This window comes from Nitrospira sp. M1 (assembly GCF_965152605.1).
This window is the reverse complement of sequence record NZ_OZ224217.1, coordinates 1068343-1082611: the sequence shown is the minus strand read 5'-3', so window position 1 is coordinate 1082611 and position 14269 is coordinate 1068343. Positions and strand designations below refer to the sequence as shown.

Genomic DNA, 14269 nt, shown 5'->3' with positions numbered 1-14269 from the left:
GCACTACAGACTCGCAGACGAAAGCCACAATGTTCATGACCACACACATTTAACACGAACAACATGAAATGAACTCTAGCGAAAAAAACGAACGCCATACGTTACCTCGACTTGGAATCAGTCAATGTTTACTGGGCGAACAGGTTCGTTACGATGGAGGACATAAACGCGATCGATTTCTGACGACAACCTTAGCGCCATGCGTCGAATGGATCCCAGTATGTCCCGAGGTTGAAGCGGGCCTTGGAATTCCAAGAGAAGCCATGCGCTTAGTAGGTCCTTCTGATGAGCCAAGACTTGTGACCATCAAGACGAAGAAAGATCACACAATGCTCATGCAGCGCTTTTCGCAAAAAAAGATTCGCGAACTCAGCTCGTTACATCTTGATGGATTCATTTTTAAGAAAAACTCTCCCAGTTGTGGCATTCAACGCGTTCGTTTGTACAACCAGAATGGCATCCCCCATTCGAATGGCGTTGGCCTATTTGCCCAGGCCTTTCACCATGCACTCCCTACCATTCCGATTGAAGATGAAGGACGGTTGCAGGACACCGCAATAAAAGAAAACTTCATCGAACGAGTCTTTTGTTCCCATCGCTGGAACACGCTCATCCAACAAGGTCTCACCAGAGGAGCCATCGTACAGTTTCATACACATCACAAATATTTATTACTTGCCCACAGTCGTCCACATTATCAAGAGCTTGGACATCTCGTGGCTTCGGCCAAATCGTACACGCCCAAAGAATTAGCCCTCGCCTATCGCGCCATTTTTATGGAAGCATTAAAGGTAAAAGCGACAGTCCGGAAGCACGTGAACGTCCTCCAACATCTATTAGGCCATCTCAAAAAACAATTACGTCTTATCGAAAAACAGGAATTACAAGAGGTCATAGATGACTATCACCGACAGTTGACACCACTGACCGTCCCGCTGACGTTGATGAGTCACTACGTTCGCATTTTCGATATCTCGTACTTAGCCGACCAAGTCTATCTTCATCCACACCCGAAGGAGTTGATGCTGAGAAATCATGTCTAGCACAATTCAACATTCACCAGGTTATCGAATTAAAACCGTCGCCGATCTCACAGGACTCAGTACGCATGTGATTCGAAAGTGGGAAGAACGGTACCTCCTCCTGACTCCCCTTCGAGAACCAAACGGATACCGCAGGTACGATGAAGCTGACATTCAATTGCTGTTGTACCTTCAATGGCAAATCAGTAAAGGACAGACAATCGGAGAGTTGGCGCATATAGGTAGAGCACAACTTCGACAGACTATGAATGAAGATCCCATAGACTGTTCGACTCTATCTCCAGAATTTCAGCCCAGTGCCCTCACTATTATTCTGGCCGCTCGTCGCGTCGATCGGTCGACAATCGAGTCAGCTGTTCACACGGTAGTGAATCAACTTGGCCTGCTCGATGCCCTCTATCACATACTGTTTCCGACATTACGAGCAATCGAGGAGTTATGGCATCACGGCCAGCTCTGCATGACGAGTGAACACCTCGTCACACAAACGATTCGCTATCACCTGGCCAATGCACTGCGAAAAACCAGCCATACACACAATCCAACTGCAATCATTGCCTGTGCCCCCCATAATTTCCACGAAATTGGGGCAATGACTGCGGCTCTGCTTCTTCAGAACAACGGCTGGAACTCTGTCTATCTTGGCGTCAATTCAGATATCGATCTCGTACGCTTGGCCTGCGAACGCCGGCAAGGTAAACTAGTCATCCTGTCGACACGACTCGAACAATCAGAAAAAGACATGAGACAACTCATTCAACACATCAAGAAGAAATTATTACCCCTCTGTCCAGCCATTATAGGCGGGCAAGGAGCCATGCAGTTTTGCTCTCTCCTGGAAGAGCATGGCATCATGTATATCGAACACATTCATCAATTACAATCATTGCAACCATTTCATTCTCCACGTCCTCTCACTCAATGACAACGCATGATTACAAAGGAGTCATGACAATGCATACAAAGGAATATGGTGTAATTTTAGTCGGTCATGGGGGAATCCCCAAAGACTACCCAGCTGACCTTGTCTCAAAGTTGAAGCGTTTAGAAGCCCAACGGCGAGCAGCAGGGCAACCCATGTCCCAGGAAGAATATGAGCTTGACACCAAAATTCGCACCTGGCCTCGTACGTCGGAGACTGATCCCTACCAAGCAGGCCTTGAGTCACTTGCCAGCCATATGAAACCCATGCTCAACGGCAGCCAATTTTCAGTGGCCTACAATGAATTCTGTGGGCCAACTCTCTCGGAAGCCGTAGAAGACCTGATTACCAAGGGCGCCACACATATTACGGTTGTCTCGACCATGTTTACTCCAGGTGGCTCACATTCTGAATTTGAAATTCCAGAAGAAATGGAAGAACTCAGAGCCAAACACCCAGGCATCACGTTACGCTATGCCTGGCCGTTTCAACTCAATCACGTGGCTCAAATGCTAACCGACCATATCAGTCAATTCACTTAAAACATGCCAGTCGTCTTCGCGACACTACGCTATGACCATTCACAAATCAACCAACACGAATCCTGCTCAGGCAGACTCCCCCCTCTTGCGATTAGACACGATTCACCACATTGCTGTCGTCGTGCCAAAGATTGACGAGGGAGTGGCGTGGTATACCAAACAGTTTCACTGTACGATTGAATACGTTGACGACACGTGGGCCTTATTGAATTTTGCGAATACCAAACTGGCGTTAGTCCTTCCCGATCAGCATCCCGGGCACTTTGCTGTCACACGTCAGGACGCTGAAATATTTGGAACCCTGACCGAACACCGAGATGGTCTCAAATCGATCTACATACAAGATCTAGCGGGAAACCCACTTGAGATACTGAAAGCTCAAACGGACAAGCCTGTAGATCCTCCAAATACTGACTAGACGACATGACGTTGCCCCACACGAGAAAACCCCTATGCACCAAAATCGGATGTCTGTGCCATTTGCCTAATGGACGAGCAACAGATTACACTAAAGAAAGCCAACTGCTTGCCCAATGAAGTCTGCCAAGCCCCTGGAGGAGCTATCATGACGATCCCGACCAAAATTATCACATCCCTCGCATTTCTCTTCCTTATCGCCTGCGTGGTCATCATGGCGAGTAACCAAAAGCAAGTCGCGCCCCATCTGAGTGAAGCATTCGCGCAACCGTCTCCAGGGCACTCATCAGAGAAAACCCAGTCATTATCCCACTCCCTCAGCTCGGATGCTCACGAATCGCACATCTATGACTTCACAATGACCGATATTGACGGAAAACCGCTCGCGTTGAATACGTTCAAAGGCCAGGTCATCATGATCGTCAATACCGCAAGTTTTTGTGGAAACACGCCTCAATACAAAGGCCTGCAAACCTTGTATGAACGTTATCGCGACCAGGGCTTCACCATACTGGCATTTCCTGCCAATGACTTCGGCAAACAAGAACCTGGCAACAACAAAGAGATCGCCGAGTTTTGTTACACCAAATATTCCCTTGAGTTTCCGTTATTCAGTAAAATCACAGTACTCGGCGATACGAAACATCCTCTCTACCGTTACCTTACAGAACAGACACCATTTACAGGTGAAATATCCTGGAATTTTCAAAAATTTCTCATAAACCGAAAAGGCGACGTCATTGCCAGATACTTACCGAAAACCAAACCGCTTACCTCAAAAATCGTGACGGATATTGAAAATGCCTTGAACCAGAACCATCTGTAACGAAACTTTGAGTAGAAGAGATTTGCACACTTTGACCAGATGATTCTGTCCTTAACGGGGTTTCTCATATTCTAAGAATAAAAGACTAAGTATAAATACAACACACACTTTCCCACGACACGAATAAAACACCGCTTCGCCCAGTCAATACAATCTTCTCCCTCACTCCATTCACTGTGTACCTCCAGTCGATTAGCTACGTTAATCTCCCTATCAGATTCATCGTTAATAATTCTCCACAATAAACCGACAAGTCACAAGATAGCGATAATAGAGGGATATTTCTGCTTATCCCCCGACCGCATCACGTCATACGTATAAATTGAAGAACCGTTGTACTCCGATACGACGTTCAGACGAGAACGCATCCAATCCTTACCCCCTAAAGGAGAAATTATCATGAAAGGCATTGTCTTTACAGAATTTTCAGAAATGGTGGAGGAACAGTTTGGCGAAGAAATGCTGGACAACATTATTGAAAATTCTGAGTTGGCTTCCGGAGGAAGCTATACCGCAATCGGCACCTATGATCATACCGAAATCTTACAGTTGGTCACTTCGCTCAGCGCAGCCTCCAATATCGAGGTGTCGAAACTGGTCTTTACCTTTGGAGAACATCTCTATAAGTTTTTCTATTCGCACTATCCCATGTTTTTTCAGTCTGCCACCAATTCGTTTGATTTCCTCGAAAGTGTGGAAAATCACATCCACGTCGAAGTCCGAAAGATCTACCCTGACGCGGAATTACCAAGCTTCGATTGTCGAAGGATTGAACCAACGCAATTCGAAATGATTTATCGATCATCTCGCCCGTTCGCGGATGTTGCCGAAGGATTGATCACCGCCTGCTGCCGACATTACAACGAGGCCATCACGATTCAAAGGAAAGACGTAGATGATGAAAAAGGACAAGGAGTACGTTTTCTTTTAATCAAACAGTAAAGATGTCATTGCATGAGTGATGTTGAAAGACTACAACGTCGAGCCGCTCGAGAAAAAGCCGCTCGCCAACAAGCTGAAGCGCTGCTTGAAGCCAAAAGCCTCGAGCTCTATCAAGCCAATGTGGACCTGCGAAAGGCCACGGAAGATCTTGAACAACGCGTACAAGAACGAACAGCTGAATTAGCGAAAACCAATACCCTCCTGGAAACCCACATACAGGAACGCATTCGGACGGCAAGTAGACTCTCTGGCCTCTACCAAACCTCACAAATTCTCACTGAGTCCCTCGACCTGACGGATGCCGCGCCCAAAATCCTCGAGGCCGTCTGCGTCAGTCTTGACATGGAATTTGGCGTCCTTTGGGTACTCGACCACATCTCTCAAAAAATGCAATTGATGGAAATCTGGCATCAAGAAGGACAGACATTCAACACCTTTAATAACGCCACTCAGAACACTGGGTTTTCACTTGGCGTCGGCCTTCCGGGCTTAGTCTGGGCCAGTAAAGAACCCATTTGGCTCCCAGACATCACGAAAAACATGAATTTCATTCGTGCGAATGCGGCATCCGAGGTCGGGTTGCATACGGCCTTTGCGTTTCCCATTCAACTCAATAATGACGTGCTCGGGGTCATGGAATTCTTTTGTGCCGACATTCGAGAATCCGACAAGGAAATCCTCGAGATGCTCCGTTCCATTGGTGGGCAAATCGGACAATTTTTAGAACGCAAATCCGCCGAACAAGATCTCTTGCAAGCCCGCGACGAAGCCCTCGATGCGGCTCGCGCCAAAAGTGAATTTCTCGCCACCATGAGTCATGAAATCCGTACCCCGATGAATGGAGTAATTGGCATGACTGGCCTCTTACTCGAAACCGAACTCACGCCAGCACAGCGGCAATACGCCGAAACCGTACGATCGTCCGGCGATGCGCTACTGACAATCATTAATGACATTCTCGATTTTTCAAAAATCGAATCAGGGAAACTGGACCTTGAAACCATTGATTTCGACCTTCGTGTGGCAATTGAAGAAACGCTTGAACTCTTAGCTGGAAAGGCTGCTGAAAAACACCTTGAACTTATCGGACTCGTTTCAGCACATGTCCCCTCTGCTCTAAAAGGCGACCCAGGACGCATCCGTCAGATTCTCATCAATCTCATTGGAAACGGTATTAAATTTACGCAAAAAGGTGAGGTGACAATACACATTCATCGAGTAGAAGAATCACACGATTCCGTCACGATAAAAGTGGAAGTCACGGATACGGGAGTCGGCATTCCTCCCGATGTCCAGCGTCGGCTCTTTACACCATTCACCCAAGCAGATAGTTCCACCACTCGTCGATACGGCGGAACTGGACTAGGTCTCGCCATCTGCAAACAATTGGTCGAACTGATGCATGGAGAGATTGGCATTGACAGTACACCAGGACAAGGCAGCACATTCTGGTTCACACTCAATCTAGAAAAACAGCAGAGACCTCAGGAGTCGACCTCTCCACAACTCGCCGCGCTCCACAATCACCGAATATGTTGCGTCGATGACCATGCCACAAACCTACAGCTGCTTGAACAATATGTCACCGATTGGGGAATGCACGGTGCATTTCACTTAACCCCCAAAGACGCCCTTCGAACGCTCGAGCAAGCAGCACAACAACGTGCACCATTTGACTTCGCCATCCTCGATATGGAGATGCCGGAAATGGACGGAATGGAACTGGCTCACACAATTAAAGCCAATCCGAATTATTCGGGAATTCGCCTCGTGTTATTAACGTCACTCGGTCGGCGTGGCGATGCAACACTCGCTCGCGACGCAGGGTTTGATGCCTATCTCACGAAACCCATTCGAAAATCTCAACTAGAAACATGCTTAATGACTCTCACAGGACAAGCCCCGGCAGATTCACCGACATCGAAAATGGATCTCATCACGCGCTATAGTTTGAAGGAAACGGAACCCAGGCGTGGCGGGAGAATTTTGGTAGCGGATGATCATCGCGTCAATCAACAGCTCGCGGTGCTCATGCTCGAACGGTTGGGCCATCGGCCGGACGTCGTCGCGAATGGACTCGAAGCCATTGAAGCACTCAGTCGAAAATCCTACGACCTCATTTTAATGGACGGGCAAATGCCGGAGATGGACGGGTACGAAGCCAGTAGACAAATTCGAGAACGCGAACATGCTGGCCAGTTACCGTTAGCTGGACACAAGGCCCAGCACATTCCAATCATTGCGCTCACGGCTAATGCCATGCAAGGTGATCGAGAAAAATGTCTCGCAGCAGGTATGGATGACTATCTAGCAAAACCAATGAAATCTGATCAGCTCGCACACGTTCTGGATAAATGGTTGCCTTCACTTGAAAATGACCATGGAACAGACGGACAGACGGCAACGTCTCAGGCACCAGGAGCTGAATCACCTGAATCTGTCGTATCGCACATAGCGCATGAACGATCTCACGATACAGCTCCACCTCACACAACATCTCCGATTGATCTGTCAGTATTACACGACCTTCGCACGATGGGTGGTTCAACCTTGGTTTCAAAAATGGTCGCACAATTCGTGAACGATTCACTGATATGCGTTCAACAAGTCGAAGCGGCGGTTGAAGCAACCGACCAGGGCTCACTCGCAGAAGCCACACACGGACTGAAAGGAATCTGCGGAAATATGGGAGTGACGGCTATGAGAAACCTGGTCCATCAATTGGAAGATCACGGGAAAGAATGTTCATGGCAACAGGCACAAAACACTCTCCAGGCAGTGAAGGCCGAGCTCGATCAGGTTCTTGCCATACTGCAAGAAAACATAAAGGCCTAAGTATCGCTCTCTTCCAGATCCTAGACTCCCAATCATCGACGTCTCGGCATACTGCTACCTGTTCGGGACTCTATCCTACCACGATTATGAATTTGGTCATTGAGGACAACCAACGTCGTCGGATGATTCGGCGTGAAGAAATTTCTCGCAGAAAAGTCAGTTGAGAGGAATATGGAACGAGGAAAATAGACAGATTCCCAAACAATAGCTAGAGGGGCATCGACTAAAACGGCTTTGTATACACAAAGTTTTCACGAACGGCCACATCTTCTTTTACCTGAGTTGAAGCTTTTTCTTGTTGAGAGGGAGAAAACTTTCCATGAGCTTTCTTTGGCCAAGCGTCTGTACTTTTGGGATTGGCTTCGTGTTTGCGTGGAGACGTCTCTTGCTTCGCATCAATCGGCTTCCCGATAGAATCTTGACTTGGCTTGGTTTTTCCAACGAGCGGCCCTGGTTGACAGACGACATGAACGTTTGCGGCCGGTACGGAATTGTCAATTCGCCAGAGTTCTAATTCCGCACAATAAAAGCTCCCTTTGTGAGAAAGCGTATTAAGCCAATCGACGGCTTTTCTGCATTCAGCTGGAAACGTTGAGGCAATCCAGATGATCGAGGAGACATTCATCTCCGCAGCAGAGACGATCAATTGCCCAAGGTCATGATACGCAACATCGTGCAATTGTCCTTGAATGAGTACGACATCGGCATTGTGAGCGGTTTTGGCGATCACACCACCTTTAAGGATACCGGCAACATTGTCTTGCGGAGTGGGAAGGAGTTTTAAACTAAGGCTCCCTCCAATCATTTCTAAGACTTCTTCCTGGATAAGCCAGGATGAAAACTTATCAAACTCTTCGCCCCAATACTCTTGAAGGTTATACCGCTGCAACGTACCAAGAGACTTTGCCATAATACCCCTCTATGATGATGTGAGACTTCCACAAGAACACAACCCAAGTCCAAGCCTTGGCTAGGCGAAACACAGCCCCTTCCTTATCGACCATTTCCTCTTAAGAATTGAGAGGAAAAGAATACGGCGAAGCAGCAAAACGCTTTGACTTCTCAGAACATCTCTATGATTCACATGTTTATATACCTCCATCAACGCGACGAGAAGTTCAAGAGATGGTCCTTGTTCTACACATTATACGTTTCGTATATTTTTTTGATCATGCGACTAAAGATTGGAAATCATGCGGTCTTGACCAAATACACGCAATGGACAAGAAAATAACAACGCTTCATACTAATAGTCTGACTGTCAGAAATGCTTCCTTCTCATTGAGAATTGTTATGAGGAGATTTTTCTTACTTTCATAGCAATACTGAAGATATCAGGGGTTTCCTAACTTGTGCTCGTCAACATTTCTATCGTTTTTTGAGCTCGACAACAAAATTTGCTCTCGCATCGACCCCAAGCTCCTCGTTCATATGAAACGATTCATGGCCGTACTGTGAGATCATGTTGAATTAGTGCACGAACGACTCTTTGGCAACGCTCTTGCTCTATCAGCGAACATGGCTGTTCGAAATCAATGACTGACATGATTCACCTTCTTACGTGGAGAGTAATGATGAACAACACCGTAACCCTCAATGCACTCGTGACAAACACCCAAACGCACACCTCACCCCAGGACGACACAAGTGAGGGAGGGGTCCATACGAAATATTTAGACAAGGATTACATCATTCGAGCCAGGGAGGCAGAAGTGAAGCAGCATCTTCATTCAATTGGTCAATTACAAAAGAAAATGGAAAAACTGGCGAATGAACTGGCGTGGGAACTCGAACAACATCATTCGAAAATTCATGAACTGTATCAATTGGAATTACCACTACAAACACACCAGAAACCCGAGTCGCTGAAAATGCATCACGGCAAAAAATCTACAACTCAAGCACATGGTCATCAAACATTTGATCTACCGCTTCTTGGCGAATCTCTTTGCGAAACATTTGCCTAGACCTCTTTCTCTCCCTTCAGGGCACGGCCTATAGCCGTGCCTATTTTCTTACCGGCTGACCGAAATACGACCTTTAAAGACTCAAGCATCGACACGTTGAACCGCTGCCCCTCTTCAGTATTAAGAAATTTGACGTACGGCTTGATCTCGTGCCCCTGCAACCGATGAGACAAATACAAGAAGCTTGCAATTTGCTTCTTTTGTCACACGGGCTTCATATCGTTTCTTTGACTTTGAAGTTCATGCAGTATGTAGTCAGGGTCAATGCGTTCTTCTTTCGGTAATCTGGCATTCATAGCTTCGGTTAGTGCTAAGGCTGTCGTTATTTCTAATTCTTCGTCAATACGGGAAAGGTACGTCGCTTCAGTAATGAGTTCGATCTGATCCAGACGCGTTTGGTCCGGCGGATTTTGAACAAATCCCTGCAGAAACGATTGCCTCTTCTTCCAAGCATGATTGGCATAGGTTGTCCGTTCAAAGTTCGTAATGCGCATTCCGAGAGGAGATTGAAAGCATCGTAAAACAAGAGTCGTGGTGCGATCATCCATACGCTTAGACATTTGCACAATGAGTTCACGCTCCATCTCTTTGACATTCAATGTCTTGGAAAATGCATCATCTGAACTGAAACTCTCTGACTGCGATGAATCTTCCCCACGTCCCATCCCCTTGTACACCTGACGAGGAAACTCCTGAAGCCTGTCGAATATGCCACTATGATTGAACAATAGTCGCATGTCCTCAGCATGGTCCATTGCTTCTGCACTGACAGGACCAATCGGAATCATGCATAACAAAAAAGTCAAAACCATTTTTGACTTGGCCATAATGGGCTCCTTTTTTCTTGAGCGGTAAAAGTATATGTCCGCCCCTTCCAGCAAGTCCTGAATCGACGATACGGCCTTTCCGATTTAGGCCGGTCGTATCTTTCTTTTTCGCAAGAATAGTGAAGCAACTAAAGATGACACACATGAAGAACAGAAAACGGGTGGGGATCCACGATGTCACTGAAGGATAAAGCGAATCCAAATAAGTTCCAATCAGGAGAATACCACTATAGCGAATCCTCATACATTTCAGTTGAGCCACCCTGAGTTTCCCTGCGGAATTATAGCGAAACCAAATAAGTTCCAACCGAATGTACATCATGTACACAGCGCAAACATAGAGGAAAGTTATGCCCGCCTGGATGCCCTGTATGCGATTGACGGTTCAATAACGAAGGGTCAAGCAGAATTCAGTGGATCGACATGTAACTGATTCGGCATAACTGGAACGGCTATAAGGGCTTCGAGCTATTGAAGTGCATAGAATCGGCTATAGCTCCGCGCGGTACCATGTTGCAACGAATGGAAGGTTATCCCCGCTTGAATGTCCTGACAATGCGTGACGTGTTCTCTCACGTATTGGATATCACACGGTGACAAGATGGCGTGTTATCGTTTCGGTATAACTGAAACGGCTATAGAGAATGGTTGGGTTCTCATGAAATATTCATTGACCTTTCACATGAATGCCCTACAATAGAAAGAGAGTTCACGCAGAAATACATATCGCACTCACACTCGCCACAACAGTATGACTGGGCTACCCCTCCCCTTAAAAACTCACTGTGAATTGGCAAGACGCCGTGTATGAAAATCTATTCGACTTTTCACAACAATCAACAGGAGGTCTAGCATGAAACATCAGTACACAACCCTATGTGGCATCTTCGTCCTTGGATTCATCATGGGCTGCAGCGAGGGACCAGAAGGCCCAGGCGAAAAAGCTGGGAAAGCCGTTGATAATGCCGTCAGCAGTGCTGGCGAATCGCTGAATAAAGCCGCCGAAGATACGGGCGAAATGCTCAGCGATGCCACAGAAAGCGCCGGTGACACGATGAACGAGATGGCAGAGGGTGCCAAAGATATGGCAAATGAAGCCGGAGAAGCCGTAGCAGAAAGCTCAGAAGAAATGGCTGAAGGAGCCAAAGATATGGTGAACGAAGCTACGGGACACTAGCACTAACTACCAAAAGACCTCTCTACTTCAAGAACACTGATGCAGTTCTCACGTAGGACACTTTGCGTCTAATACGCACGTGAATGCTCAGCCCTAGGATACGCAAATTCTGAGAAAAGTCAGGCATGTGCGGCTCTTACACTTAAAGAGCGATAAGTGAAGGCAAAAAGGATCATGTTCTTACGGAACATGATCCTTTTGTTGCTTCATCCATTCCACAAATGTTCCAAGTAATAGTGAGAGGCTCTATCGCGAAATCAAATCACTTCCAACCGGATGAACATCACTCATTATCGTACAGAAGAAACGACTTCACGACTCCCGTTCAAGGAGACGGCGCATGTTTTTCAATTCTGCCTGTTCGGCTTGATTGAGCTTGGGGTACTGTAGGCCAAGACGCTCAAAGGTCTTCACCATAATATCCGCTACGGCTAACCGCATAAACGGTTTATGATCTGCAGGTATGGCATACCACGGCGCCCACGGGCGCGATGTGGCATTCACCGCTTCTTCGTACGCCTTCATATAGTCGTCCCAATACCCACGCTCCTTGATATCACCAGATGAGAACTTCCAGTTTTTTTCTGGTACCTCAATGCGAGACAGAAATCGCCGCTTCTGTTCTTTTTTAGAAACATGAAGCCAAAACTTTAAAATGATGGTTCCATTGCGAGCCAGGTGCTGCTCAAGGTCTCGAATGGACTCAAAACGTTCCTTCCATAATGTTTTGGGATCGGAGGCGTCTGGAAGATTTTGGTACTGTAAATATTCAGGATGGACGCGAACGATAAGCACTTCTTCATAATAACTGCGATTAAAGATCCCAATTCGTCCCCGCTCAGGAAGACACCTGGTCGTGCGCCAAAGAAAATCATGTTCTAGCTCATGACTTGATGGCTGCTTAAATGAAAACACTTGACAGCCGGCTGGATTAATGCCACTCGTCACAGCTCGAATCGTTGAATCTTTCCCTGCTGCATCCATTGCCTGAAAGATAAGGAGGATCGCATGGTGGTCATGCGCATACAGAATCCGTTGATAGTCTCTCATCTTGTCGATAAGCTTCGTCAGTTTTTTCTTATATTGTTTTTGAGAAGGGACTTTCCCTTTAGGCTTCGTTAGGGCATTCTTGACGGAAAACGTTCCATCAAACGGCACCAGAAATGAACTCTCTACAGATTCGAACATAGGGCTGTAGCGCCTGCAATTAATCGGACACGTATTTAGGAAGCCATCTTGGCCTTCCGGTTCCATTCCTGTCGCACTTGTTGGGGCGTACGGTATGCATGGCGTTGTAGAATCCAGTTCGCATTGTAGCGTTCTCTGAATTCGTACAGCGCCCCTCTCAAGTGCTCTTCATCGTCGTAATCCTGAAGCCACAACAATTGTTCCTTGAGCGTACGAAAGAATCGTTCGCTCACCCCATTACCTTCTGGACTTCGCACAAAGCTCGGAGATGCCTCCAGGCCAAGGAAGGCTAGCTCGGCCTGAAAGTCGTGACTGATATATTGACTGCCATGATCATGGCGCACGAGCACCCCCTTGGCGACTTTGGCCTCGTAGGTCCCAAACACATGGTTGACCGCTTGGCGAATGGGCTCTAAGGCTTCATGGCGTGTACCGTACTTGGCTGCATGAAGGCCGAGACACTCGCCGGTAAAGTGCTCAAGGACGGCAAAGACGGTCACCTGGCCCTGCTTGAGTGTCCACGTGGCTGTGGCATCTGTGCCCCACATCAGATTGGGAGCCATCGGAATAATTGACCCATCATGCACTCGGGGGCCGTTAGGCGACCCTCCTCGGACAGGCGCCAAGAGCTGATGTTGCCCCATAAGCCGCCGCACCCGTTCCTTGTCTGCTCGCAAGCCGCGATGCCGCAGTCGCGCCCACACCTTGCGATACCCTTCGCCAGGGAAGCTCACCTGTGACGACCCAGCGAGCACTTGCCTGATCGCGACCATCAAATCCTCATTACTCACCAGCGGACGTCGGCCACGCTGCTTGACCGCGTTCCCGGCAACTCGTCGACGTTGCAGCCAGTCATATACGGTTGAACGTGGGATGCCCCACACATCGCATATACGAGACCATCCATACCGGCGCTTTGTGGAAATCGAACAGGTCTCGCTCAACACTTCGATTTCCTCAAGTGCAAAGGGACGCCATCCTCCAGACGATCGATCTTTGCATACAGCAAGTCGTTATCCATAACCAGGGACCCCACCTTGGCTTTCAGCGACCGGTTCTCCGCTTCCAGAGCCTTCTCCTTAGCTGACTCGCCAGTATGAAAGGTGGCCTCGCCACCCTGCATGAAGCTCTCCTGCCATTTCTTGAGCACATACGCCGGCTGACCCGTCAGCCGACTCACTTCTTCCAGTGACGCCCCCTTAAGTAGAACAAGCACCACCTCGGCTTTCCGGCTAGCATTCCAACGCTTGTGTTTGCTGAGTTTCATCGACACCTCCAATTGCCATAAAATACGCAATTTAAAGTGTCCAATCAATTACCGAGGCAATCCAGGGCCTCCTTGACTACAGGGAAATGTGACGCGAGCCCTCGCAGAACAGAATGGCCGGATAGATGAGAATTCACGCTATGCAGCCCTTTGTCGAGAGGCAGAATGGCTATCATGTTTGACGTGGAGTATTGAAAAGAGGAAACCAACAACTGACACAAGGTTATAGCCGTTCCAGTTATGCCGAATCAGTTACATGTCGATCCACTGAATTCTGCTTGACCCTTCGTTATTGAACCGTCAATCGCATACAGGG

12 protein-coding genes and 1 pseudogene are annotated in these 14269 nt (G+C 47.6%); 9 read left to right on the top strand and 4 right to left on the bottom strand.

Translation table 11 applies throughout. The features are described from left to right. Positions 1-68 precede the first annotated feature (68 nt). The 7 genes from ACWHX8_RS05195 to ACWHX8_RS05165 all read left to right on the top strand — a co-directional run bounded on the left by ACWHX8_RS05195 (position 69) and on the right by ACWHX8_RS05165 (position 7527). Positions 69-1043, top strand: coding sequence for a YbgA family protein (locus ACWHX8_RS05195; protein ID WP_447970899.1), 975 nt, complete (start codon positions 69-71; stop codon positions 1041-1043). After that, positions 1036-1968, top strand: coding sequence for a MerR family transcriptional regulator (locus ACWHX8_RS05190; RefSeq protein ID WP_447970898.1), 933 nt, complete (start codon positions 1036-1038; stop codon positions 1966-1968). Before ACWHX8_RS05195 ends, ACWHX8_RS05190 begins: the two co-directional genes overlap by 8 nt. A gap of 29 nt (positions 1969-1997) precedes the next feature. Next, positions 1998-2507 carry a sirohydrochlorin chelatase gene (locus tag ACWHX8_RS05185; protein WP_447970897.1) on the top strand — a complete coding sequence of 170 codons (510 nt, stop codon included), beginning with the start codon at positions 1998-2000 and terminating at the stop codon, positions 2505-2507. A gap of 31 nt (positions 2508-2538) precedes the next feature. Beyond that, entirely contained in the window at positions 2539-2925 is a 387-nt protein-coding gene (locus ACWHX8_RS05180) for a VOC family protein (protein ID WP_447970896.1), read from the top strand. Between the two features lie 147 nt (positions 2926-3072). Beyond that, complete coding sequence (locus ACWHX8_RS05175; protein ID WP_447970895.1) at positions 3073-3750, top strand: glutathione peroxidase; 678 nt, start codon at positions 3073-3075, stop codon at positions 3748-3750. Between the two features lie 399 nt (positions 3751-4149). Then, on the top strand, positions 4150-4692 hold the full coding sequence (locus tag ACWHX8_RS05170) for a heme NO-binding domain-containing protein (RefSeq protein ID WP_447970894.1): 543 nt from the start codon (positions 4150-4152) through the stop codon (positions 4690-4692). 12 nt (positions 4693-4704) lie between these two features. Continuing rightward, positions 4705-7527 (top strand): response regulator, encoded by a 2823-nt coding sequence (locus ACWHX8_RS05165; protein WP_447970893.1) that lies wholly within the window; start codon positions 4705-4707, stop codon positions 7525-7527. A gap of 223 nt (positions 7528-7750) precedes the next feature. Here ACWHX8_RS05165 and ACWHX8_RS05160 read toward each other — a convergent pair whose 3' ends face one another. Further along, the gene (locus tag ACWHX8_RS05160) at positions 7751-8437 is read right to left on the bottom strand and encodes a hypothetical protein (protein WP_447970892.1); all 687 of its coding nucleotides are present in this window, start codon (positions 8435-8437) and stop codon (positions 7751-7753) included. A gap of 661 nt (positions 8438-9098) precedes the next feature. On the opposite strand from ACWHX8_RS05160, the gene ACWHX8_RS05155 reads away from it, so the two are divergent. Next, positions 9099-9494, top strand: coding sequence for a hypothetical protein (locus ACWHX8_RS05155; protein ID WP_447970891.1), 396 nt, complete (start codon positions 9099-9101; stop codon positions 9492-9494). A 203-nt stretch (positions 9495-9697) separates the two neighbouring features. On the opposite strand, the gene ACWHX8_RS05150 is transcribed toward ACWHX8_RS05155, so the two are convergent. Then, on the bottom strand, positions 9698-10321 hold the full coding sequence (locus ACWHX8_RS05150) for a hypothetical protein (RefSeq protein WP_447970890.1): 624 nt from the start codon (positions 10319-10321) through the stop codon (positions 9698-9700). A gap of 853 nt (positions 10322-11174) precedes the next feature. On the opposite strand from ACWHX8_RS05150, the gene ACWHX8_RS05145 reads away from it, so the two are divergent. Further along, positions 11175-11498, top strand: coding sequence for a hypothetical protein (locus ACWHX8_RS05145; RefSeq protein ID WP_447970889.1), 324 nt, complete (start codon positions 11175-11177; stop codon positions 11496-11498). A 312-nt stretch (positions 11499-11810) separates the two neighbouring features. Here ACWHX8_RS05145 and ACWHX8_RS05140 read toward each other — a convergent pair whose 3' ends face one another. Both ACWHX8_RS05140 and ACWHX8_RS05135 read right to left on the bottom strand, forming a co-directional pair. Next, positions 11811-12686, bottom strand: coding sequence for a polyphosphate kinase 2 family protein (locus tag ACWHX8_RS05140; protein WP_447970888.1), 876 nt, complete (start codon positions 12684-12686; stop codon positions 11811-11813). A gap of 35 nt (positions 12687-12721) precedes the next feature. Next, a pseudogene (locus ACWHX8_RS05135) lies at positions 12722-13953 on the bottom strand (IS3 family transposase). Between the last annotated feature and the right edge of the window lie 316 nt (positions 13954-14269).

Bases quoted from the DNA above. Each gene is read 5' to 3' on its own strand.
- ACWHX8_RS05195 (WP_447970899.1), top strand. From the start codon at position 69: ATGAACTCTAGCGAAAAAAACGAACGCCATACGTTACCTCGACTTGGA.
- ACWHX8_RS05190 (WP_447970898.1), top strand. From the start codon at position 1,036: ATGTCTAGCACAATTCAACATTCACCAGGTTATCGAATTAAAACCGTC.
- ACWHX8_RS05185 (WP_447970897.1), top strand. From the start codon at position 1,998: ATGCATACAAAGGAATATGGTGTAATTTTAGTCGGTCATGGGGGAATC.
- ACWHX8_RS05180 (WP_447970896.1), top strand. From the start codon at position 2,539: ATGACCATTCACAAATCAACCAACACGAATCCTGCTCAGGCAGACTCC.
- ACWHX8_RS05175 (WP_447970895.1), top strand. From the start codon at position 3,073: ATGACGATCCCGACCAAAATTATCACATCCCTCGCATTTCTCTTCCTT.
- ACWHX8_RS05170 (WP_447970894.1), top strand. From the start codon at position 4,150: ATGAAAGGCATTGTCTTTACAGAATTTTCAGAAATGGTGGAGGAACAG.
- ACWHX8_RS05165 (WP_447970893.1), top strand. From the start codon at position 4,705: ATGAGTGATGTTGAAAGACTACAACGTCGAGCCGCTCGAGAAAAAGCC.
- ACWHX8_RS05160 (WP_447970892.1), bottom strand. From the start codon at position 8,437: ATGGCAAAGTCTCTTGGTACGTTGCAGCGGTATAACCTTCAAGAGTAT.
- ACWHX8_RS05155 (WP_447970891.1), top strand. From the start codon at position 9,099: ATGATGAACAACACCGTAACCCTCAATGCACTCGTGACAAACACCCAA.
- ACWHX8_RS05150 (WP_447970890.1), bottom strand. From the start codon at position 10,321: ATGGCCAAGTCAAAAATGGTTTTGACTTTTTTGTTATGCATGATTCCG.
- ACWHX8_RS05145 (WP_447970889.1), top strand. From the start codon at position 11,175: ATGAAACATCAGTACACAACCCTATGTGGCATCTTCGTCCTTGGATTC.
- ACWHX8_RS05140 (WP_447970888.1), bottom strand. From the start codon at position 12,686: ATGTTCGAATCTGTAGAGAGTTCATTTCTGGTGCCGTTTGATGGAACG.